18 protein-coding genes and 2 pseudogenes are annotated in these 21351 nt (G+C 41.0%); 4 read left to right on the forward strand and 16 right to left on the reverse strand.

Annotated features, from left to right (window positions below):
* Positions 1–66: 66 nt before the first annotated feature.
* A pseudogene (locus tag MHH56_RS19160) lies at positions 67–977 on the forward strand (IS110 family transposase); the annotation flags it as partial.
* Between the two features lie 265 nt (positions 978–1242).
* Here MHH56_RS19160 and MHH56_RS19165 read toward each other — a convergent pair.
* A complete protein-coding gene (locus MHH56_RS19165; RefSeq protein ID WP_339203227.1) occupies positions 1243–1689 on the reverse strand; it encodes a hypothetical protein in 447 nt (148 codons plus the stop codon).
* A gap of 967 nt (positions 1690–2656) precedes the next feature.
* Between MHH56_RS19165 and MHH56_RS19170 the strand changes: the two genes are divergently transcribed.
* Entirely contained in the window at positions 2657–2878 is a 222-nt protein-coding gene (locus MHH56_RS19170; protein WP_339203228.1) for a hypothetical protein, read from the forward strand.
* 263 nt (positions 2879–3141) lie between these two features.
* Here MHH56_RS19170 and MHH56_RS19175 read toward each other — a convergent pair whose 3' ends face one another.
* The 7 genes from MHH56_RS19175 to MHH56_RS19205 all read right to left on the reverse strand — a co-directional run bounded on the left by MHH56_RS19175 (position 3142) and on the right by MHH56_RS19205 (position 9505).
* Entirely contained in the window at positions 3142–3345 is a 204-nt protein-coding gene (locus tag MHH56_RS19175; protein WP_339203229.1) for a hypothetical protein, read from the reverse strand.
* On the reverse strand, positions 3342–4448 hold the full coding sequence (locus tag MHH56_RS19180) for an endospore germination permease (RefSeq protein ID WP_339203231.1): 1107 nt from the start codon (positions 4446–4448) through the stop codon (positions 3342–3344). Before MHH56_RS19180 ends, MHH56_RS19175 begins: the two co-directional genes overlap by 4 nt.
* Positions 4445–5602: a Ger(x)C family spore germination protein gene (locus MHH56_RS19185; protein ID WP_339203233.1), complete on the reverse strand. Its 1158-nt coding sequence runs from the start codon at positions 5600–5602 to the stop codon at positions 4445–4447. The genes MHH56_RS19180 and MHH56_RS19185 overlap by 4 nt, the downstream gene beginning before the upstream one ends.
* Before the next feature lie 23 nt (positions 5603–5625).
* A complete protein-coding gene (locus MHH56_RS19190) occupies positions 5626–7125 on the reverse strand; it encodes a spore germination protein (RefSeq protein WP_339203235.1) in 1500 nt (499 codons plus the stop codon).
* Positions 7126–7359: 234 nt separating this feature from the next.
* Positions 7360–7632 (reverse strand): site-specific integrase, encoded by a 273-nt coding sequence (locus tag MHH56_RS19195; RefSeq protein WP_339209672.1) that lies wholly within the window; start codon positions 7630–7632, stop codon positions 7360–7362.
* A 393-nt stretch (positions 7633–8025) separates the two neighbouring features.
* Positions 8026–8694, reverse strand: a complete 669-nt coding sequence (locus MHH56_RS19200) for a DNA alkylation repair protein (protein WP_339203237.1) — start codon at positions 8692–8694, stop codon at positions 8026–8028.
* A gap of 262 nt (positions 8695–8956) precedes the next feature.
* Positions 8957–9505, reverse strand: coding sequence for a DUF3221 domain-containing protein (locus tag MHH56_RS19205; RefSeq protein WP_339203238.1), 549 nt, complete (start codon positions 9503–9505; stop codon positions 8957–8959).
* A gap of 101 nt (positions 9506–9606) precedes the next feature.
* On the opposite strand from MHH56_RS19205, the pseudogene MHH56_RS19210 reads away from it, so the two are divergent.
* Positions 9607–9762, forward strand: a pseudogene (locus tag MHH56_RS19210) (transposase); the annotation flags it as partial.
* Positions 9763–10087: 325 nt separating this feature from the next.
* On the opposite strand, the gene MHH56_RS19215 reads toward MHH56_RS19210, so the two are convergent.
* From MHH56_RS19215 to MHH56_RS19240, 6 genes are all read right to left on the reverse strand, one after another.
* Complete coding sequence (locus MHH56_RS19215) at positions 10088–10435, reverse strand: hypothetical protein (RefSeq protein ID WP_339203240.1); 348 nt, start codon at positions 10433–10435, stop codon at positions 10088–10090.
* Positions 10436–10501: 66 nt separating this feature from the next.
* On the reverse strand, positions 10502–11713 hold the full coding sequence (locus MHH56_RS19220) for an MFS transporter (RefSeq protein ID WP_339203242.1): 1212 nt from the start codon (positions 11711–11713) through the stop codon (positions 10502–10504).
* Positions 11714–11735: 22 nt separating this feature from the next.
* Positions 11736–12179 (reverse strand): MarR family transcriptional regulator, encoded by a 444-nt coding sequence (locus tag MHH56_RS19225; protein ID WP_339203244.1) that lies wholly within the window; start codon positions 12177–12179, stop codon positions 11736–11738.
* A 732-nt stretch (positions 12180–12911) separates the two neighbouring features.
* Positions 12912–13313 carry a hypothetical protein gene (locus MHH56_RS19230; RefSeq protein WP_339203246.1) on the reverse strand — a complete coding sequence of 134 codons (402 nt, stop codon included), beginning with the start codon at positions 13311–13313 and terminating at the stop codon, positions 12912–12914.
* 347 nt (positions 13314–13660) lie between these two features.
* Complete coding sequence (locus tag MHH56_RS19235; RefSeq protein WP_339203248.1) at positions 13661–13873, reverse strand: DUF3006 domain-containing protein; 213 nt, start codon at positions 13871–13873, stop codon at positions 13661–13663.
* A gap of 21 nt (positions 13874–13894) precedes the next feature.
* Positions 13895–14458, reverse strand: a complete 564-nt coding sequence (locus MHH56_RS19240; RefSeq protein ID WP_339203250.1) for an excalibur calcium-binding domain-containing protein — start codon at positions 14456–14458, stop codon at positions 13895–13897.
* Positions 14459–14636: 178 nt separating this feature from the next.
* Between MHH56_RS19240 and MHH56_RS19245 the strand changes: the two genes are divergently transcribed.
* Entirely contained in the window at positions 14637–17369 is a 2733-nt protein-coding gene (locus tag MHH56_RS19245) for an S-layer homology domain-containing protein (protein ID WP_339203252.1), read from the forward strand.
* Positions 17370–18861: 1492 nt separating this feature from the next.
* Here the strand turns inward: MHH56_RS19245 and MHH56_RS19250 are convergent.
* Both MHH56_RS19250 and hisC read right to left on the reverse strand, forming a co-directional pair.
* Complete coding sequence (locus MHH56_RS19250; protein ID WP_339203253.1) at positions 18862–19953, reverse strand: prephenate dehydrogenase; 1092 nt, start codon at positions 19951–19953, stop codon at positions 18862–18864.
* Between the two features lie 4 nt (positions 19954–19957).
* Positions 19958–21055, reverse strand: a complete 1098-nt coding sequence (gene hisC, locus MHH56_RS19255; protein WP_339203255.1) for a histidinol-phosphate transaminase — start codon at positions 21053–21055, stop codon at positions 19958–19960.
* Between the last annotated feature and the right edge of the window lie 296 nt (positions 21056–21351).

A 21351-nucleotide genomic window follows, 5' to 3' on the forward strand; every position in this document is an offset into this window, starting at 1 on the left:
TTTCCACCTCTTTTTTTGGAGAGTAACGCTTATCACTGTCTTCTTTCTATACAATTATTGAACAAAACCAGCTTACGCAAAGTGAAAACAGATATCGCGGACGCCTATCATCTAGGGGAATTGTTCTACAAGGAAGAATTAGAACCGTACAAAAAACGAGGACAATTTATGATGAATCTACGCTATCTGACAAGGCAGTTTGATTCTCTAACTGATATGTATGTGCAAGTGAAGCTGCAGTTTCAAGCTGTCCTTGACCAAGTCTTTCCGGAATACCGTGGCGTGTTTGGTGACCTGTACTCGAAGGTATCCCTTCGTTTTATGGCTCTTCATCCTACCTCTTCCGCGGTGCTGACTAAGTCTCTGAATGACATAACAGCGACGATCCAGTCTCTTACTGGACGGTCGAATTCCGCATGGGCGCTTGATCGCGCGCTGAAACTAACAGCTGCCGCGGAGCGAAACCCTTTCAAGGAAACTGCTTTTTCAAGCCATCTCATCTCGCTGGAGCTGCTCATTAATCTGCTTCTACAGTACCAAGAGCACCTAGTAAACCTCGACTAGTCCATAGATGCTCTGGCTGCAGAATTACATGAGTATGGGTTGATCCAATCGATACCCGGCATTGGCACCAGAATTGCTGCAACAATACTTGCAGAAGTCGGAGAAATCGATCGATTTGATCATGCAAAAAAGCTCGTTGCATTTGCCGGTGTCGACCCAAGCGTCTTCTCTTCCGGCAAGTTTACAGCAACCCGAAATAGGATTACCAAACGCGGTTCCAGAAGGCTTCGAACAACCTTGTATCTGTCCGTACGATGCGGTCTGCGCAGCTCGCGCAACCAAAAACTCCGAGCCTTTTACGATAAAAAGCGTGCCGAGGGCAAGCCGTTTAAAGTGGCTATATTGCCTGTGTAAAAAAGCTATTTCACTGGATTTTCGCGATTCTTACCCATAAGGAAGCATTTCGATTGATCAAATCAGGAAAAAATATCCTGCTTAGGAAAACCTCCCCATCCGCCAATGAATGGTTTTTTGGCATGCTCTTTTTTCAGTATAACATCATGGACTTTATCCATTAAGTTTTAAATATTGACAAGCTATTAGCTAGAATAGTTCAATAATTGAGATGAACGGTATGTCCTATGCTTATATATCCATAAACATTGGCATTTACAAAGACAAATAGATAATACTGTGCAATAAAAAAGCGCCCAATTATGGGCGCATTTTTATAACATGTTATAACGTAATTGAAATAAGGTCACGATCCAGAACGATGTTACCATCTTGTGGTACATCCCCAGCTACTCCGAAATGGTTAACAATAACATTTGAAGTAGCTGAAAGGATGATAACTACTTCATAGTGATCGTTGACACCAGCGAGATTTGTATTGAAAAATCTAAGGGAATTGGCTGGTATGGTAACGGTGTTGTTACCAATTCTTACTGGTGAATTAGTATCCCAATTAAAGACCATAACGGTTGCGGTTATCGGTGAAGATCTCCGATTCATGACTTCGGTATGGGCAAATGTTGTACTTGGATTTTTTTTGAGAACACCTGTGCTTCTAACAGTACCCGAAGTGGTGTTTTTCACCCGAACTTGCTTTTTTAACTGAGTGTTCAATTTTTTCTTCATCGCGCTGGTCTTTACTACTCTCTTAGCTGATGTTTTAATTTTCACTATATCATCTCCTATATTGGGAATAATATAGTATACATAAAATTGATAGATTTGTTTGTGCGGTATTACTAGTAGATAAGCCCTTTTAATAGAATTGAAAAACGTACTTTTCATTGTACATGAGTGGATATCAATACACACTAATAGACAGTATGGTCCGAATACGACGGCAGCCATGGTTCGTATTATGGTTCAACTAGATTGATCCTTATACCGTAACCTTTAGAGATAGTTCACTTAATGAGCAATAAAAAATAGCCACCTGGAAGGGTGGCTCGCACTCAAAAAGAGTGCAAAAGTATAGATAGGAGTGGAGAGTCCTGTCCTGAACCTGTAGCTTTTTAGTGTTACACACATTCATATCTTTCTACTTCATTCAAGCAAGTTAACGGCGATGATGCCAATCCATTTACATTTGCGAGAAGTTAATTATTTCATTCCAATTCATGACCAGAAATGCATTGTCTATCTGGAGTACGACTCGTAGTCGGAAGCCCCTAATAGCTCCGTCGCTTGTGCCTTTAATGCATGGTTCAAAACGGTCTCGAGCAAGGCAAAAAAAAGCACAATGCCGAAAAAAAGGGTAATTTTTCGGACTGTGCTTCCGCCATTCATGTTAATATATTCCTTTCACATTATCAGACTTCAATAAAGTTAGCTAGTGTAGCAGTATTTCATGATTAATTGGTTTGATTTTAGATTTATTCAACTTTAGTTAGCCTCACGCATCAAGTCAAAATTAAAAGGCATGAGCCCGGTACAATACCGAGCCCATACCCATCAGGTTGCCTAAAAAACATGTCTAACTTTATGGGTCACTTCATATGTTGGCTGCCGTTTCTAATTTTCAATGAGCAATCGTTCTCCATTATTAATAAACGCTGCTTAGTGGTGCTGTAACAGAGAAATATAGTTTAAAAAAGCTGGGTTATGTGGGCTGCACCTTACACTACCTTAATCAAATGAATTGCCGGAACTGGAAGAACGATACCATCTTCTTACCGACCATAGCGTCTTCCATTTGGAGCAATTGTTTGAAGAGGGCATACAAGCCTGGTCGATCCGCAGGGATGTGGACGCTCCTCTATTGGCTTCCACCATCACTCATGTTATGACAGGAACACTTAAGCGGCTGACCATACGAAGTGATATTTATCAACAGGAAAGCAAGTTCGTCGAGTCCGATTAGGTTGTGAAATACTTATTCAGTTTCCTGAATGATTACTTAGCTTATCCCTGTAAGAAAAGCGACTATGTCCGAACAAAAATAATCTCGAATCACCTTGAAATAATCAAGGGGTACGAGATTGTTTAGTCGGTTTGTATTCTATACACTAGTTTGATGTGCTAATCGAGTCTGCTACTTTGAATGGAGCGAGCACCGAACAAAAAGCGGAATTCCGTAAGCTAAGCCATACCATTACCTCTGATGACAGCTACGCTTTTACTACTCTATACACCCATCCAATCAATGAGTTTGGCGATCCACTGATACGGGTTGAATTGTCGCTCTAAGAATATGCTTATCCAGTCTGCAAAACCCAGCAAAACGATCGTCACAAACAACCCAATTTCTCTCGCGTTTTTTTTCTTTTGAACCATAACAGAGATGCAAATACCCAAAGCTATAGCAACGGAAAGAATGAACCAGATCACGATGAAGAACCTGCCTTTTCTTTTCCCAGGCTTTGTTTCATCCAAGTTAAAAAAAGAAGCAACGAAGGGAAAATAATGCCGAAAAGTGACATATATTCAAAAGCATATCGTTTGTCAATTTCTATATTTTCCAGAACGTTGTCGAATCCCAACGCGAGTCCGGAAATTAACAAAATAAGCGAAATCGCAAGCCATGATCTATCGTTCACGCGAAATAATTGGCATAGTCCCAGCACAGCGCCATAATAAGCAACGGACAGTTTAATAAAAATAGCAACCAATAAAATAAGCGCAATGGTCGATTCCAGATTTTCGAAAAACGATCCGATATGAAGCTCTTGCACAATCACAAACAAAGGGTATGTATCATGAGAAGAACGAGTAACTCCAAGCACTCCTATCGTAAAAAAAACAATTAAACTGAGCAACAATGTAGCAACCACAACTCCTAGTAAAAAGCTAACATTCCTTCTGCTTCGGACATATGGTAACAGCATCATAAAGACGATAGATTCCATAAAAGGAAAACCGAGTATGGACCGGGTCTCTTTCATCGTCGTCCATACGTTCATTCGAAACATACCTTGAAAACGATCCCAATTCCATTCGGAAAGCGCAACAAAGAATATAAATAAAAATACCAGAGTAATGAGAGGTAACAATAATTCTGTTGCTCTTGCAATCGTCTCTACCCCCTTGATAACAGCATAACAAATAATGAGGAGAAACATGACATGGAATACGGTTATAGGTGTTAGGGGAAATAGGGTTTGCTTCATAAAATCGCCAAGATTTCTAGTGATTAAAGCGGAAACATGCACAAAGTACCCTATATATAGTAGCGCGATCAGCCCGCCGATTACCTTTCCGGCTGCATGGGTACAAATCTGGACGATTGTAAGTCCGGGGTAATGATTAGCTAGCTTTATCCAGATAAAGGACATAACCACACCAGCAGTTCCTGCCCATATCGGAACGATCCAAGCGTCTTGCTTTGCCATGGCGATTAGTCCAGCGGGGCGAAAAAAAAATGAAGTCCCGAGCAAATAACCGATTACCAAAATAAAAAATTGCCAAGCGCTTATTTGACCTTTCTCCATCATTTAACCCCCTTATACGGATTTATGATTTCGCCAATATCGGTAATCTTGCTCTTTACGGAAAACTGAAACTTCGTTTGATTCCAAGCATTTTTCTGCTTTTGTACGGCCTTCCACTCTTTGCCACGTTTATACTTGATTTTGTCCTCCAAGCCAAACAAGTCCCATTCTTTTCTTATCGTATCCTGATAAAAATCGGTTGTTTTTTCTTGAACCTGCCTGTTAAAAGCTTCTATGATTTCGGTTAGATTTTCTAAGGTTAAGTCCTTCTTTTGTTCATTGTTTATAATGACGAGACGGGTACTTATATCGACTTTCCAAACTGGCACCCCAGAAACGATGTACAGGTGATTGTGGACTTTCAGTTTGGTTGCTTGAAGATCAACCTTGCGACCATTTACCGTCAACGACTCAAAAAATAAATTGCTTTCCCCTTTCAATAAAATGTAATAAGCCATTTGCTTCAATTTCAATTTCCCAATCATTCGGTCATGCTTAAAAACAGCGCCGCCGCTCAATATGAGGTTCCCCTGGTTTGCATTGATCTGTTCATATCGGTCTGTCGTGGACAACAGCTTTGATCCGCTAATGCTCAGCATAGGCATCACAGTTAGTATCGAAGATTCCATATTTTCCACCAGATCTTTGACACGTGACTTCTTGCTCACTCTCCCAGTTGATTCGGACTGGATCTCAATCAGAGAACGGAGGTAACGTCCCGGCAGTCTCTCTAACGAGGTATATGTCATCATCACATCTGAAAGCGGCGAATCCGTAATGAATAAGTAGAGATTGGAGCGCCTATTATACATCCTCTCATAAAAGTTGAGAAATGGATTCAAGCCCTGTCTGGCATATCGTTCGGTAATAATTTCCGACTGGTACTGATCGGGAAACAGCTTCCGCGGTAAGATATCGGCCGTTTTAATCCCTAACTCTGCTATGCTGGACGCCTGAACTCTATACGTATAAACTGGGGACTTGATACCTCCCCCCTTCTGGGTAGCAATCGCCTCTGGATTAGCAATTTGATAATAGACAATCTGTTTATGGGTGTTCGGGTCCATATCTGCTCCTACCAGCTCTCCGATAGCCAATTGATTAATTTCAACCTTATCCCAACATCCAGTTAAGCAGCATAAACAGACTCCGATCATAATGTTCTTCCTTGTGAACCATTTCATGAGCTTCCCCTTTGCTTTCTCCTTGTTTGATTTATTTGAGGATAAGTTTTCATCCATGGCCGAGGTACTCTAATAAGGAGATCTTTCCAGTCAGATAAGGAGGTCGGAGCAACTGGAGAAAGATAAGGGACCCCGAACGATTTAATCGAAGCTAAATGCACCACGGTAAAGAGCACGCCGCATAATAAACCGAAAAATCCCATAAAACCTGCGAGCGCCATGTAGAAAAATTGAAGCAGCCGTTGTGTTATACCGAAACTATAGGATGGTGCAACAAAATTGGAGATCGCCGTAACCGCTACAACAATAACCATTGCGGCCGAAACGAGCCCTGCTGAAACAGCCGCTTCTCCCAATACCAACGCGCCAACAATGGAAATGGCCTGTCCAGCGATCCTAGGCATTCGAAGACCTGCTTCGCGTAACACTTCAAACATGACCATCATGATGATCGCTTCAACAAAAGCGGGAAAAGGGACCCCTACCCTCTGTGCTGAGAGGTTGATTAATAGAGAATGTGGAAGGAACTCCTGATGAAAGGATACGACGGCAATGTAGAGAGAAGGAACGAATACGGACAGCATAAAAGAAAGCATTCGCAGCCAGCGCAGGAGAGTGGCGATATTAGCTCTTTGATAATAATCTTCCGGTGCAATAAAGAATTGAAAGAAAGTGACCGGACCGACCAACGCGTCTGGAGTTCCATCCACGAGCACACCAACCCGTCCTTCCAACAGGTGAGACGCCATAACATCAGGCCGTTCTGTTTTCAACAGAGTAGAAAAAGGGGAAATGGTTTTATCCTGAATCCACTCTTCTACATAAGTGCTGTCCAAAATACTATCGATCTGGATCGAACGGACGCGTTTTCGGAATTCGTCTACTACTGCTACAGGGGCAAGACTCCCCAGGTAGAGTAAACTGACTTTCGTTTCCGTTTCCGTACCGATTATGAACTGCTCAATCCGAAAATGAATGTTTTTGATTCGTTTGCGTAGGAGAGATAAGTTGACAGCAATATCTTCTGTAAACCCTTCCTGCGGTCCTTGAACAGTAGATTCTATCAAGGGCTCCGTTACGTTTCGGTGAGGTGTCATGGACGCATCAAGCAACAGCACATGGCGTGACTTAGAGATAACTAACAAACATTTTCCCTTCAGCAAACTTTGAACACAGCGGTGAAAATCTGTGGTAAATGAAATAGAACTAAAGGGAATTCGGCTTTGTAACGTGTTGATGATGTTCTCCGATGAATCCAACTCGCTGTAGATGGGCTCTTCGGATAAGAAGTGAAGTAATTCATGTTCAATTTTATTTTTATCGACTAATGTTTCAATAAAAACACAAAAACCGTGAAGATTTTTTGATAAAGTAAAAGTGTGTATCACTAGATCAGGCGGATTGTGTAGGATGTCCTTTATTTGGTTAACAAATGTTTTTGGATTGTTACCATCAAAGATAGGATAATCGGTCTGATTCAAATCGTTTTTTAGCATCCGCAAACTCCTCATTTTTACATTGCATTATCCCAGTATTACCATTAGGTTATTGAATATGCACCCCTAAGGAACGGGTGATTTGTATTTCGATGAATCCATAACGTACTTCAAAGGGTTTCAATGTAATTTACGAGTTTGAAAATAAGAGAGAGCTTCCTCCTCTTCCTCGAAACATCAAATCCTATGAATGCATGACAAAGGAATGAAGCGAAGTGATGATTTATTTATTGTTCATGTACAGAAAAGTATCCGGATTTCAACAATGCGACATATGATATCAGAATGCGGTAGATATGTTTCTTCATATGCAAAACGAAAGAGGGAACGAACAAAACGAATGCGGTGCCCTAGACTGCTTGGCTTCAATCGATCGGACTGCTGAGCTAGGTTTTCCTTAAGCAGAATCAAAGTTATTTCAGAGATATCTAAATCCCCGAGTTCCGTAACCAGCATCTTGAGCTGCAGGGCATAGGCTTTCAATGTATTTGGACTAAACCCTTGGATTCGCTTATCCGTTTCATATTGACGTCATAGTTCGCTTAATATCATAATAAAACCTCCTATTAGAGCAATTAATACTAGTTTGCTTCTAATAGAAGGTTTTAGACTAATTTATTCAATTAGCGTTACCCGATTGTTGAACATCACATTAGTCTTTTGAATAGTATTATTGTACTGCGCAGCTGGAAAGTGTTCTTCTTAAAGATAAGTGCCCCTACTGATCAAAAAGAGATAGTGAGCTAATCATTTACATCTTCCTTGCATATTTCACCAACTAGCTGCCATAACGCGTTGTTTTCTTTATTTTTTCGGTCCAAGCCTATTACAATTTTTATAATTAAGGATTTGAATTCCTTTATTTTTTACATTAATCCTTAACAAATTTTTCAAAGGTAACTAATTATTTTGTCGTTTGTTAACTTCAATCGTAATGAACTCCGGTAAATAGCTGGGAGTACATCCTTTTGCTACTATTTCATCCTTGTAAAGACCCGCTTTCTCACCAAGTTTAATACAACGTGCACGATTCTTTTCATCATAAACGCCTATCCAACCTGCGGTGAAATTCATAGCCCATTGAACTTCTGGTTCTTCCTGCGTAATATTAGCTTCTAATGTAGATAGTAAGTCTGCGGTGTCATCAGGCGGTGTTTGTCCAGTCCATCTCAATCGCGCTTGATAATACCAGAAAGCTCGCCTTTGAAGAGCAGAAGGGCTATTTTCCCATGACTCCATCAATGCAATTGTCTTCTTGTCTTTGGTGAGCTGATTAGCCATTAACCAATCCATTAAGTTATTTCGCTCATCAAAAGTGTGAGTCTGCATATCCTTATCAAGCTTATTTAGCACTTCTTGTGAAAGAAGTTTTTTATCCATAATTAAGATTGCTAATAGTCTGGGCAAAAACTCTTCGGTTGACCAAAGTTCCATAGCTAGTTCGTGATCTTTTTTAATGACCTTTGCGATTTTTCGTAAGTCGCCTAGCTTAGTTTTACTATTGATCTGAGGTAGAATGTTTTCTGTTTTTGAAGAACGTTTTATTTCTGCACCTTTATTTTCATTCATTTTATACAACTCCTTTATTAAAGCACTGTTTCATAATATGTCCTTGATGGGATATATCAAGAACTTAATTTCGTTATAAGTCTTATTGCAGTGGTGTGCCTCCAAAGTTTACCTTTTTAATATTCTAACATTATTAAAGCTTTCTCCAACTGCCGCCAGTCTAATACTATTTTTTCTCTGGATAGCGACAGCCAAGGACGAGAAAATAGAATCCTAGACTGTCGCTGTTCCATTGAACTAACGTTACCCGTTAGTTTAACGATTATCTATCAGGTACTTGTATAGTAAGCTCTTCTAATGAGCCATCTGTAATCATTGCACTTTTGTATCTTAGAGTCCATACCGCTGATTTTTCATCATAATTCACTTCTTTGACAACAAGGATGTTAACATTTGAAATGTCTTTATTTGTAAGTGCTTTACGTATTATTTCGTCAGGAGAAAGTATTGCTTTTTCAGGTTTTTTTATTTCGGCAATCTTGACCTTCGCCGCCTTTCCCTGACCAGGGTAAGAAGTAGCCAATTCACCCTCAAACCATACATGAACGATTTCTCCTACTTTCACATCTGAAGGGATGTTTGAAACCCATACTGCGTCGTAGAACTCTTTCCTTGTTTGGTTTATTTCTTTACTGAAGGAACTAACTACTAATGCTCTTTGATTTTCAATCTTCGTAACATAGCCAATAAATTCAGGTGAATTGGATTGATTAGTTTCGGATAAAGAGGATTGCTTTGATTCAATTTTGGCGTTACAAGCACTAAGAAAAAGTGATGTAAACAAAAGGAATAACATAAAAATCTGTTTCATTTGGCAACCTCCTTGCTTTTTTACACAATCGACGTTGTAATCATTTGATATGTTGCTATTGATTAGCACTATCCTGCCCGTTCGTATTATGAGGTCACCAGAAGCTCGTTGTATTTGCCGGTGTCGACCCTAGCGTCTTCTCTTCCGGCAAGTTTACAGCAACCCGAAATAGGATTACCAAACGCGGTTCCAGAAGACTTCGAACAACCTTATATCTAGCTGTTCGATGCGGCCTGCGCAGCTCACGCAACCAAAAAGGCATGCTCTTTTTTCAGTATAACATCATAGGCTTATCCATTAAGTTTTAAATATTGACAAGCTATTAGCTGGAATAGCTTAACGCCTGCCAGTACAGATGTACAAAATTTCTTATTTTGTGAAGATGTAAAAGGAAAAAGGAGCTGCCACGGCAGCTCCTTCATCGGTTATGGATGTCGAAAGTACTAAAGTGTATTGTTACACATTATCCTTGAGACGTTTTATGCTTGATCAAGTACTCCCAATGTCTCTAGAGATGCCATTTGTTTTTGCGCTTTAGTTACTTGATTGCGTTCGTGGTTGAATTCGTTTGATTCACTGTATTTAGCAGGAACTTCTTTGGTCTGATCTGCTTTTCCTATGGCCGTCCTCCTGCGTATGATGACTAACTGCAAGATGGGAATTATCAGGTGAAAGAACATGATCGTTGTTGCACTGTGTGGCATAACCCGACTCGACGACAGTGCTTGTACGAGAAACGATATCAAAGGCAAATATTCTTCCCAAACTGTTATAAATGAGCGTCTTGCCGTCGCGGGTCCAGTTGGGCGCTTCAATCAGATCGTCGAAATGGGATAATACCATGCGCTCCCCAGTCTGAACATTCACGGTCTCCAGCATGCTGACGACATGGCGTCCGATTATTTTCTGCGGCTGCTTTAGCGTATTCATGAATTGTCCCCTTTTCTTTCCCTGGTAAATCACCTATTATATGCGATTTACCATCCCTGCAGGAAGTTATGTTGTTTGCCCGGCGCTTTGCTTGAATTTGTATCTGACGGCTGATAACAGCCGAACGACTATATAAAGTATCAGAAACAGGACCATGAATCCGGCCGAGATCCGGTACATGAAAGCATAATCGGACATGGATGAAACTACACCCAAAATCAAGGCTCCGACCGCTATACCCAGATCAGTCGTATTATAGAACATGCTGTTGGCCATGCCGTACTGCTGCGGCGTGCCGGAACGAAGCATCCATGCCTGCAGCGTGGGCTGAATGGACCCAAAGCCGAGTCCATATAACAGGGCGGACAAAATCAGCATCGGCATCGTTGTTGTGTAGGATAGAACCATTAGCGCAGACACAACGCTGATCGCGGCAGGGATGAGAACAGCAGGATGTCCGAAACGATCGAATATTTTGCCTGAAACGGGCCGGATAATGATCACTGCAATCGCATTGAACAAAAAGAACAGGCCGACCTGCTCCAAATGAACAGATTCCCCGAACAAGGCGATAAAGCTGAGCAGACCGCCATAGGTCACAGCCAAAATTACATTAAGCAGTCCGGGGATTAATAATTTGGCATGGAATAATTGCTTGGAAGCGGAGCCTGCTGCTGGCGCTGTTTTCTTGCTGGTATCAGGCGGAATCGCCCGCGATAGCAGCAGAATGGGAAAAATAAGCAGGATGGTTGCCGTGCCAAGCATGGCAAGTGTCGTGAATCCTGCATGCTTCATCACGCTTAATCCGATAATCGGTCCAACAGACATAGCCAGACTGGTTGAAAGGCCGAAATAACCGATGCCTTCCCCCATCCTTTTGCCTGGAATAATTTGAGATACCAGCGTTGGAATAATCGTACTCGCCATTCCGAACCCGATCCCAAAACCAACCCGCATGACAAGCAGCATACCGACTGAACCCGCGGCAACAGACATTACGGTGAACAGACATGCGGCAGCAAGTCCCGCATACAAAATTACATTGCGACGCACTTTACGCATAAGTTGGGCGGTTAATAACCGGGTAATAATTGTTGAACCGGCAAACACGCTAATTATTAGACTTACGGTCATATCGTCAGCCTGAAAAGCGGATTTCACATAGGCCGGGAAAGCGGCAAGCAGCATCTGCAAATTCAAAAACAACAGCAGGGTGCTAAGAGTCAGAATCAGAAACGGTTTGGTCCATAGCCTGGAACTGCTTTCTTGGGACTGCATATTTTTATGCTCCTTCCGGACATTATGATAATTGGCTCACATGATGATTAATCCGCAGAAGAAGCTTCATGATCATTTCATGCTCCTCAACCGTCATGCATTGTTTGATTTCCTGGTTTACCTGCATTTCAACCGGGAGGGTCTCCATGATCAGCGAAGCGCCTTTCTCTGTGCTGTGTACTTGAAAGGAACGTCTGTCGTTCTCCGCCATCTTGCGGCAGATCAGCCCCTTTTCTTCCAAATGGTCGAGAATCCGGGTCGTCGTCGGCTTATCCTTACCCGCCAACTCAGCAATTTCCTTCTGGATCAAACCCTCTGTCTGATCGACCTGGAACAGCACCGACCACTGCTCCGTTGTAATCTCATAATCCTTAAGGCGGGCCTGAAGGACATTCGTCATCTTGCGGTACGTGATGCCCATCAAAGCACCAAGCGATCGTTCAAGCACATTTTCATTTGCCGTCATAACCATCCTCCTTCTTAATTAGTTGTTTTAACAACTATATATAGAACAACTGTTTTTGTCAACAGAAGAAGAACCGGCTAACGTCCTCCTTATCGGAGACAGGACGAAGCTTTAACCTTTCCGATAATTAAGAAAAACCGTCAGGGTAGATCTCCCTGACGGTCCTTTAGGTTCTGCGCACATCGTAAATGTTGTACTCATACCCGTGAATTCCTTTGTAATACTCCGCGTACATCTCTCCTCCACAATCCTCGCATGAGAATTGAGGGAGCACAAGGGGATCGCCTCCGTCCATACGGTCAAAGTCCCGTACCATCTGAAGGGGAATGCGTTCTTCTCCGTTGCAGTTGAGGCATATGTACTTAACCTCCCTCTATGGAGAATCACTTTTCTCTCAGCTTTGCTTCAACCGTTCTGCTTGTTTTGCTAAGTATTCCTTCAACATGGTTAACGTTACATCCGTTATACTCAGGTCGCCTAGCCCCAACATCAACATTTTGTGCTGAAGCGAATATGCTTTTAGTGTTTTTGAACTGAATCCTTGAATCCGTTTATCAGCTTCATACAACCTTCATAACTCACTTAAGTTCATAAATAAAACCTCCCTTTAGAAGCTATTAAATCTAGTTTGCTTCTAAGGAGAGGTTTTAATCTGTATCTTGTATTGAAATGGCGTTTCCCGTTAGCGCAAGAGCATAATGAATTTTTTCGTCCTGACTGAACTTTCAATTGTCACCAAATTCTCCACCAAGGTTTGTTTAATTTCTTAATTTCATTAATATCTAATTCAAAACCATCGAACTTTGTATTCGTATCAACTGCGGAAATCATCAATATATCAGCTAGTTCTTCTAATACTTCATTACTCATTCTGCAAACTGGAGTTATTAGTTCTATTATGTACTTTGAGCCCTCATCTTGTTTGATTATGGTTAACTCAAAATCAGTTTTAAATTGTGCCTCCAACCCTTTTGCTTGTTCATACAAATTAGAAACTAAATACGCCCTAATACGTCCTTTATCTCCTTTTCTTACTCCCTTATCACAAAGAGTCTGCCAAAGTTTTTTTGTAATTTCATGCTGTTTTCGTCTTTCAAGCGGGTCAATTTTCTCGATTCCAACGTAAACACTCACTAAGAATTCCCCCCGAGTCTTTAATTATTATAGAACTAAATCCGAACTTAATGATATTCGCGATAAGACTCAGCTATCCTGCCCGTTCGTATTATGGTATTATGGTTCAAATAGATGGATCCTTATCATAGCCTTTAGCAGATAGGTCAATTAATGAGCAATAAAAAAAGCCACCTGGAAAGGTGGCTTGCACTCAAACAGAGTGCAAAAGTATATATAGGAGTGGAGAGTCCTGTTCTAAACCTGTAGCTTTAAATGTCTATCACAAACACACAACATCCTCTAGTACTTTCTATCTGAGCCTGTAATTAATCACTGTTTTGTTTAGATTTAAATAGTTAACACTATTAATCCTCCCAAACATCTTCCATTAACTTTTTAATCTCATTTTCTCTTTGTTTAGTTGCCTTTATATCTAAAATCCATAAACCGTCCATCAGGATTACTACATCACCAGCTTTAGCATTTGAAAAAACTGTGCTTTTATTAAAATCTCTTGTTTGTCCTCCAATTTCTATGACAACACAATCACCTTCAAAACGATCAATAAATCCCTTCACCTGTAACCACTCCTTTTTTTATTATTCACATGCGACTCCATCTCCATCACGATCAAGCTTAGAGCTGTAACCTGGGTCACCTTTTTGTAAAGTTGATTTTCCAGCTTCTCTGACTGCCGCACAGTTTGCATACGATACAGATTCTTGTTTCGGTTTCTCTGAAGGTTTCGGTGTTGATTTAGGTGTTTGTGTAGCTATTGGTTTAGATGTTGCTGAATCCATCTTCCATTCATCTTGAGATGTTATTATTTTCTTACCATCAGTTGTGAAAACAATCGTGCCTTGCTTATCATTTCGATAAATCTTGATCTTCTTATCATTGATTCGTTTTAAAATCTCATTGGTTGGATGACCATAACTGTTTTTCCCTACTTGTATAACTGCATACTTAGGATTAACAGCATTCAAAAACGTTTGAGTTGTGGATGAGTTAGAACCATGATGCTCTAAAAATAGTACATCGGATTTGATGTTTTCTTTTGATTTAATTATGTCATTCTCACTCTTGGTTTCAGCATCACCCATCATCAAAAAGGATGTACTGCCGTGTGTGAGTTTAATTACCGCGTTTAAATCATCATTCATTTTATTAAAACTTCCTCAAAGCGATAATATTATTTATTTAAATATTATTTTTTCAACAATTTTTAGTGTTACTCAGCAGTTTTTTTACAAACCACTGCAATTCTGTAACATGTAAATTTACAATGTACCTCTATAATGAAATCTATAACTTACTTCAACATAAGGAGATTACAATAACATGAACAGCAAGTTTAAGTCTTTAATTTTCACCTCAGCTGCCTTTTTAGTGCTCACACAGGGTGTGGCAACGGTATCTGCAGCAGAGATTACTACTTCCGCTAATACTACTGGAAAGTGGATGTCAGGGGAGTTACACGTGCATACCGTACAATCGGCTGATGCATCGGAGCAATATGTGGAAATGAAAAATATACTCGACGCAGCATTTCGAGAAAATCTTAACGATTTTCCTTCCGCAGCAGGTATTTCACTGAAGTACGGAAATCCTTTTGATTTCGTAATGCTATCGGATCATCTTCGCGATTCACCGCGAGACCCAGAAGGCAAGGCTAAATTAACTGCTCGTTGGGAAGCGATTAAAGATCAGCAGGACAAGATTACACAGCTCAAAAATGCTGGAAAATATAAAGATAAATTGATTTACTCTGGTTTTGAGTGGGACATGATGGGTTTGGATCATGGTTCTGTAGGTATTATTGATTCTAAAAGTAATGAAGTGCCGATTGAGGGTATTCACGAATTCGAGTGGCTGTACAGCTACGATACAGCTCCAGCTAGGTTTAATTTAGATGAAGCTGCAAAGTGGGGACCAAGACCTGCTAAGAATGATTTGAAGCCTGATAAAAGTAAAACTGTCGAAGCCATTGAGTGGCTGAAAAAGAATTACCCAGAGAGCTATGTGATGTTTAATCATCCTTCTAGACATAATGGCGACTCGACAGGTGTTGTCACGATCGAGGACCTTCGCAAGCTGAATGATGTTGCTCCTGAAATCGTGTTTAGTATGGAAGGGATGCCGGGTAACCAGATGGCAGCCGGTAAGAACAGAGCCGAATTAGATGACATCTACGGTGGAGCTGACGTTATGGTCGCAAAAGTCGGCGGCATGTGGGATGCTATGCTTGGTGAAGGTCGCCATTTCTGGAATTTTACGAATTCAGACTTCCATTTTAAGGTGAGCAGCAATCGAAAGTATTCAAGTGGTTACTGGCCTAGTGAATACTCAAGAAACTATACTTGGGTCGAGGGTAATACCTTTAAGGATGTTGTAAATGGTATGCGTTCCGGTAAATCCTACTCTGTTTATGGCGATCTCATCAATGATCTTGACTTTAAAGTAACTGGAAATGGCAACCAAGCTGAGATGGGTGAGAATCTTCAAGTAACAGAAGGGGATCTTACGACAATATCGATTCGCTTCAAGAGTCCAGACCATAATAACTATGAACAAATTACTGCGCATGAATCGACTGTTACTAATAATGTAAATGTCGATCATGTTGATCTAATCTCTGGAGAAGTGACTGGCAAAATAGACAAAAGTGAATATGCTAGTAATACAACAAATAAAACGACGAAAGTGATTAAACGTTTTACGAAAGAAGATTGGGGACAACCAGATGCTGAGGGCTATTATACGGTCTCCTATAAAGTGCCCGCAGATAAAAACCGCTATTATCGTTTGCGCGGTACGAACCTGGGTACAGATGTTGAAGGCTTCACAACTAACGGCGAGCCTTTAAAAGATAAATCGTATGACTATTCAAATACTCCAACTGAGCAGGAGAACGAAGAACGTTTCAATAATATTAACGACCGTAGCTATACAGGCTTGTGGTTTTACTCCAACCCGATCTTTGTTAATGTAGCGGCATTCAGTGACGAGCAGGCAATTACCGATACGATTGCTAATGTAACGTCAACACTTGGTAATACAAGTGCGATTACTAGTAATGTTGCTCTTCCTGCTGAAGGCGTGCACGGAACAGGAATTGTATGGAAGAGCAGTAATGTGAATGTCATTCGCATCGATAACAATAATGCGGTAGTTACACGTCCATCCGCTGGCATGGGTGATATGACTGTCACGTTGACTGCAACGATAACTCGCGGTGAGAAAAGTGAAGATAAACAGTATACCTTTATTGTGAAGGCATACCCTATTATCAGCGTGCCGGATAATGGATCTAATAAGCCGAATGCTTCCGTTTCAGGTAGCGGAGGAACTGTTGCGGCATCTTCAAACGGAACGGTTACAATAACTCCAGATAAAGGCTATCAAGTGAAAGATGTAACAATCAATGGAGTATCTAAAGGAGCACTCACTGTATTGACTGGTCTGAAATCTTCTGATCAGGTTGTTGTGACCTTTGAGATCATACCAACTGAGCCTACTAAACCTGCTGTTACGTTTAATGATGTTACAAACCACTGGGCGTCTTCATCCATCAACTATGTTGTAAAACGTGAACTGTTCACGGGTACCGCGGCAAATACGTTTAGCCCAGACGGAACCATGACTCGTGGTATGCTGGTTACGGTTATGCACCGCTTAGCTGGTAAGCCTAATGCAGGGTCAACTCACTTCAAAGATGTGATTAAGAATGCATATTACAGTGATGCAATAGCTTGGGCAAGTCAAAATCACATCGTAAATGGGGTTGATAGTACTCATTTTGCTCCAGATCAGGCAATCACTCGTGAACAGCTTGCACAGTTGTTCTTCAATTATGCAAAAGCTAACAAATTTAATGTTAACGCTAGTCAGTCCTTATCCGCATTCACAGATGCAAACCAAATCTCTACTTGGGCAACTGATGCGATGAAGTGGTCCGTTAACAACCATTTACTTTACGGTAAAGGGAAAGGGCTACTTGATCCGAAGGGTATCGTGACGCGTGCTGAAGTTGCAGCGATTATAAATCGTTTTATGATTAACTTCAACATGTAATTACCATTTTTGAAACCTAGTGCACCCCTTAGAATATTCATGTGGCAAAAGCCCAGCAGGCTTAACTGATGAATGCTAAGGGGTGCATTTTTTGTGACTTGATTTTCAAGCCTATTTTATAACTGATAGGGGAAGATCCAACATTTTGAAGGTTTTATACGCTAAGCATTAGCGGACGCTCCAAGCAGCTTTGCGAGCCTCATGGACCTGCTTAAAATGCACTCTGCGATTGTAATCAGACATGTCTTACACCCTGCTTTCCTTTGATACGCTCCAAACGTCCAAAAACGATGTTGCCTTTCCTGATCGTCTCATAGATGCTGGTCAGACAATCAAGGTTCTTTTAGTTTTTCTCCGCAATTTTCATCGCGGCCATAATGTTTTGCGACTTCTATCATTTTTGAGGTGGATTGAATATGAATATCATACTTAGGAAAGTCCATGTCAAAGAGACCTACAGCTAAGTCTTTACATGGGCTGCCGCCGTTACAGGTTAAACAGAGAGGTTCTTCTGCGTATGGGCAATTACATTTTCATGTGCCCTATAGGAGCCATAGGGATTATCGATCACATTTAGCTTTTGATCACGCTAGTGCGTTTCCAGAATATCGTATGGAATTTCTTCATCCATATGAATCTCATGGATTTCCCCATTCATATCAAAGCTAAATACACCTTGTTCGACCACCGTTTCAAATGCGCTGGGCAAAGGATTATCTTCGTATCCCAGTCACACACCTCCCCCATACGATAGGACTTTTTTTCCACAGATAACCATCTATGACAACGTTAGATTACAGCATCAGCTGATGACCGAAAAATTCGGAATTCAAAAGATTGCTCCTATAATCCTAGACCAATTACGAAGCGGAAATGAGCTCAAGCTTTATAGTCAATTATAGAAATAAAAAAAGCCACCCGGAAGAGTGGCCTGCACTCAAGAAGAGTGCAAAAGTATAGATAGGAGTGGAGAGTCCCGTCCTGAAAATGTAACTTTTTGGTGTTACATACGTTTTTATCTTTCTACATCATTCTAGCCAACGGTTAATAATGAATTTATTCGACAGAAAGTATTCTTACCCATAAGGAAGCATTTCGATTGATCTAAGAAGAAAAAAATATCCAACTTAGGAAAACCTCCCCATCCTCCAATGGATGGTTTTGGCATGCTCTTTTTTCAGTATAACATCATGGACTTTATCCATTAAGTTTTAAATATTGACAAGCTATTAGCTAGAATCATATTATGGTTCAACTAGATATATCCTTATACCGCAGACATTGTCAGATAGGTCACCTTATAAACAAAAAAAAACCACCCCGAAGGGTGGTCCGTACTCATGATGAGCACTATAGGATTTGGATAGGAGTGGAGAGAAACCATACTGTACCTTTATTATATGTATACGCTTCCATTTTGTCAATAAGCGTTTTCATTTTGTTCGAAATAAATTGTAAACGCTTTTTTTAATCAAAAATGACGAACACCCGATTAAAGGTGTACGTCATAGCCTTTAGCAGTAAGTACGATAACAGCCTGATCCAGATACTCTTGACTCCGGAATGAAAGTCTCAGAACGCCTGGCACGTCTTCTCTGCTCTCAATAATATGAATGTTGCTCAGGTTGATAAGGCTGTTCCCAAGCTCACTTGTGATCTTACCGATAATACCTGGATGATCTGGAATATCGACATAACAGTCAAATGCAGAATGGATCATGCCTTTGCGGCGCTCAGGCATTTTGCTGCGGAATTGACCTGCTGTTTCAAAAGCTTCAGCAATCGCATCCCCATCTGAACTCTCCAGCATAGACACAAATTTATCCGTTTCCTTGCTCCAATCGCGCAGCAGCTCAAGCAAAACCTTGCGATTATTAATTAATATATCACGCCAAATAATCGAATCGCTTGATGCTATCCGTGTAATATCGCGGAAGCCTCCTGCTGCTAACGATTCATAGAGCATATTATTTTCGTTATATCCGCGAACCTGATTCACAAGCGATACGGCAATGATATGCGGCAAATGGCTTATCGCGCCTGCTATCTCATCATGCTCTTTCGCATCAACTTTTACGATATTCGCTTTCGTATGGCTGAGTAGATCAACTAGACGCTTCACTGCTGCCTCAGGCGTATTCTCATCAGGTGTCAGCACATAGAAGGCGTTCTCGTATAGATGCGATGAAGCCGCTTCAACTCCTGTACGCTCAGAGCCAGCCATCGGATGCCCGCCAATAAAAGTAGCTTGTCCAAAATCAAGTGATTTTGCACATGCCATAACAGAAGCCTTCGTGCTCCCAGCATCTGTAATGATACAGCCGGGTTTTAATTTAAACGCACTGAGCTTCTCGATATACTCCTCAATGTTGCCGACCGGTACACAAACGAATATAAAATCTGCTTGCTCGGCCGCTTCTTGCATTGAAGTCGTTGCAAAATCAACCACACCTCGCTGCATGTACTTCTCTACCTGCGAGGGGCGGTTTGAATGTCCGATTACTGTAATATTGGGTTTTCCTTTAAAACAAAGGGCGATCGAACCACCGATCAGCCCTACTCCAAAAATCGCTACAGTCGTCATAACTTTATCCTTGCACCGCCGATTCCTGCAAAACCTGTTCTAATGCTGTAATGAATTTTTCATTTTGCTCACTTGTACCAACTGTAATCCGAATATGATTCGGGTAGTAAGTCCAGCGCGGTCTTGAAATAATTCCTCTGCGCAGCAATCCGTCGAATACTTCAGGTGATGGACGCTTCACATCTACCATTACGAAGTTGCCGTATGCAGGGAAGTAAGATAAGCCAAGGCGATCAAATTGCTCCGACAAATAAGCAAGACCTTGTTTATTTTGGTCACGACAATATTCAATAAATGCTTTGTCAGCAAGTGCTGCTTTCGCTGCAGCTTGTGCCGCTCGCGACGTGTTGAATGGTTCACGTACCTGATTCGTATAACGAATGACATCAGGATGCCCAACGCCATAACCAATCCGCAATGCAGCTAGGCCAAAAATTTTCGAAAAAGTTCTCAGCACGATTAAATTGCGGTGTTCGCGCAGCAATTGTATTCCGTCTGGAAACTGCGGATCATCGATATATTCCCCGTAGGCTTCATCAAGGACAACAAGCACGTTCGTAGGCACCTGCTGCAAAAACTCAGAAAGCTCAGACAGTGTGACAATGGTACCCGTTGGATTATTCGGATTGCAAATCCAAATGATTTTAGTTCGCTCAGTAATTTTAGACAGCATTGCAGGCAAATCATGCTTGCCTTCTTTTAGAGGAACCTCTATGATCGTTGCATTCTCAATTTCTGCATTATGCTTGTATTGCGGAAAAGTTTCGTCCGCCATAATCGTTTCGTCGCCAGGAACGATAAACGCTCTATTAATCATAAGAATAATTTCACTGGAGCCCGTGCCAAAAATAATTTGGTTCGTATCTACGCCAAGCTCTTCCGCAAGTGCAGCCGTTAGTTCAACGCTCGCACCATCTGGATAAATATTAAAATTGCCTAATTCTTCAATGACTGCTGCTTTAACTTGTTCAGAACAGCCAAACGGATTTTCATTAGATGCAAGTTTGATGACTTCTTTTAACCCTAGCTCCCTCTTAACATCTTCAACCGGCTTTCCAGGTTGATAGACGGGAAGGTGGACGATATTACTTTTGGGCTGCATGAGCCGTTCACCTCTTTTATAATTGACTAGTCTCATTACTCGACATCCATTGTCTCATATCTGTGTTAGGTTTTAAAGTTTTTTTAACACAAGATTGGTCTATTGCGCAAGATTATATCGAAATTGTGATATATGTTTAATGAACTTATGATGCAAAAGGGTCTTTTTTTAATCAATGGTTCAGTTTCTGTATAAAAAATGAAGTGAAGAACATCCGCTTCCATGCCAAAAACAGTTTAAAACCATCGCTTGAAACAGTCTATTTAATTTCTTCATTCAAATAACGGACATCAAGA

The organism is Paenibacillus sp. FSL K6-3182 (assembly GCF_037976325.1).
In the GTDB taxonomy this organism is placed as follows: Bacteria; Bacillota; Bacilli; order Paenibacillales; family Paenibacillaceae; genus Pristimantibacillus.

What these genes read in the sequence shown, in the direction of transcription:
- MHH56_RS19205 (WP_339203238.1), bottom strand. Translation starts at nt 9,505, where the DNA reads ATGAAACAGATTTTTATGTTATTCCTTTTGTTTACATCACTTTTTCTT.
- MHH56_RS19215 (WP_339203240.1), bottom strand. Translation starts at nt 10,435, where the DNA reads ATGAATACGCTAAAGCAGCCGCAGAAAATAATCGGACGCCATGTCGTC.
- MHH56_RS19190 (WP_339203235.1), bottom strand. Translation starts at nt 7,125, where the DNA reads ATGCTAAAAAACGATTTGAATCAGACCGATTATCCTATCTTTGATGGT.
- MHH56_RS19185 (WP_339203233.1), bottom strand. Translation starts at nt 5,602, where the DNA reads ATGATCGGAGTCTGTTTATGCTGCTTAACTGGATGTTGGGATAAGGTT.
- MHH56_RS19180 (WP_339203231.1), bottom strand. Translation starts at nt 4,448, where the DNA reads ATGATGGAGAAAGGTCAAATAAGCGCTTGGCAATTTTTTATTTTGGTA.
- hisC (WP_339203255.1), bottom strand. Translation starts at nt 21,055, where the DNA reads ATGCAGCCCAAAAGTAATATCGTCCACCTTCCCGTCTATCAACCTGGA.
- MHH56_RS19245 (WP_339203252.1), top strand. Translation starts at nt 14,637, where the DNA reads ATGAACAGCAAGTTTAAGTCTTTAATTTTCACCTCAGCTGCCTTTTTA.
- MHH56_RS19225 (WP_339203244.1), bottom strand. Translation starts at nt 12,179, where the DNA reads ATGACGGCAAATGAAAATGTGCTTGAACGATCGCTTGGTGCTTTGATG.
- MHH56_RS19200 (WP_339203237.1), bottom strand. Translation starts at nt 8,694, where the DNA reads ATGAATGAAAATAAAGGTGCAGAAATAAAACGTTCTTCAAAAACAGAA.
- MHH56_RS19220 (WP_339203242.1), bottom strand. Translation starts at nt 11,713, where the DNA reads ATGCAGTCCCAAGAAAGCAGTTCCAGGCTATGGACCAAACCGTTTCTG.
- MHH56_RS19240 (WP_339203250.1), bottom strand. Translation starts at nt 14,458, where the DNA reads ATGAATGATGATTTAAACGCGGTAATTAAACTCACACACGGCAGTACA.
- MHH56_RS19250 (WP_339203253.1), bottom strand. Translation starts at nt 19,953, where the DNA reads ATGACGACTGTAGCGATTTTTGGAGTAGGGCTGATCGGTGGTTCGATC.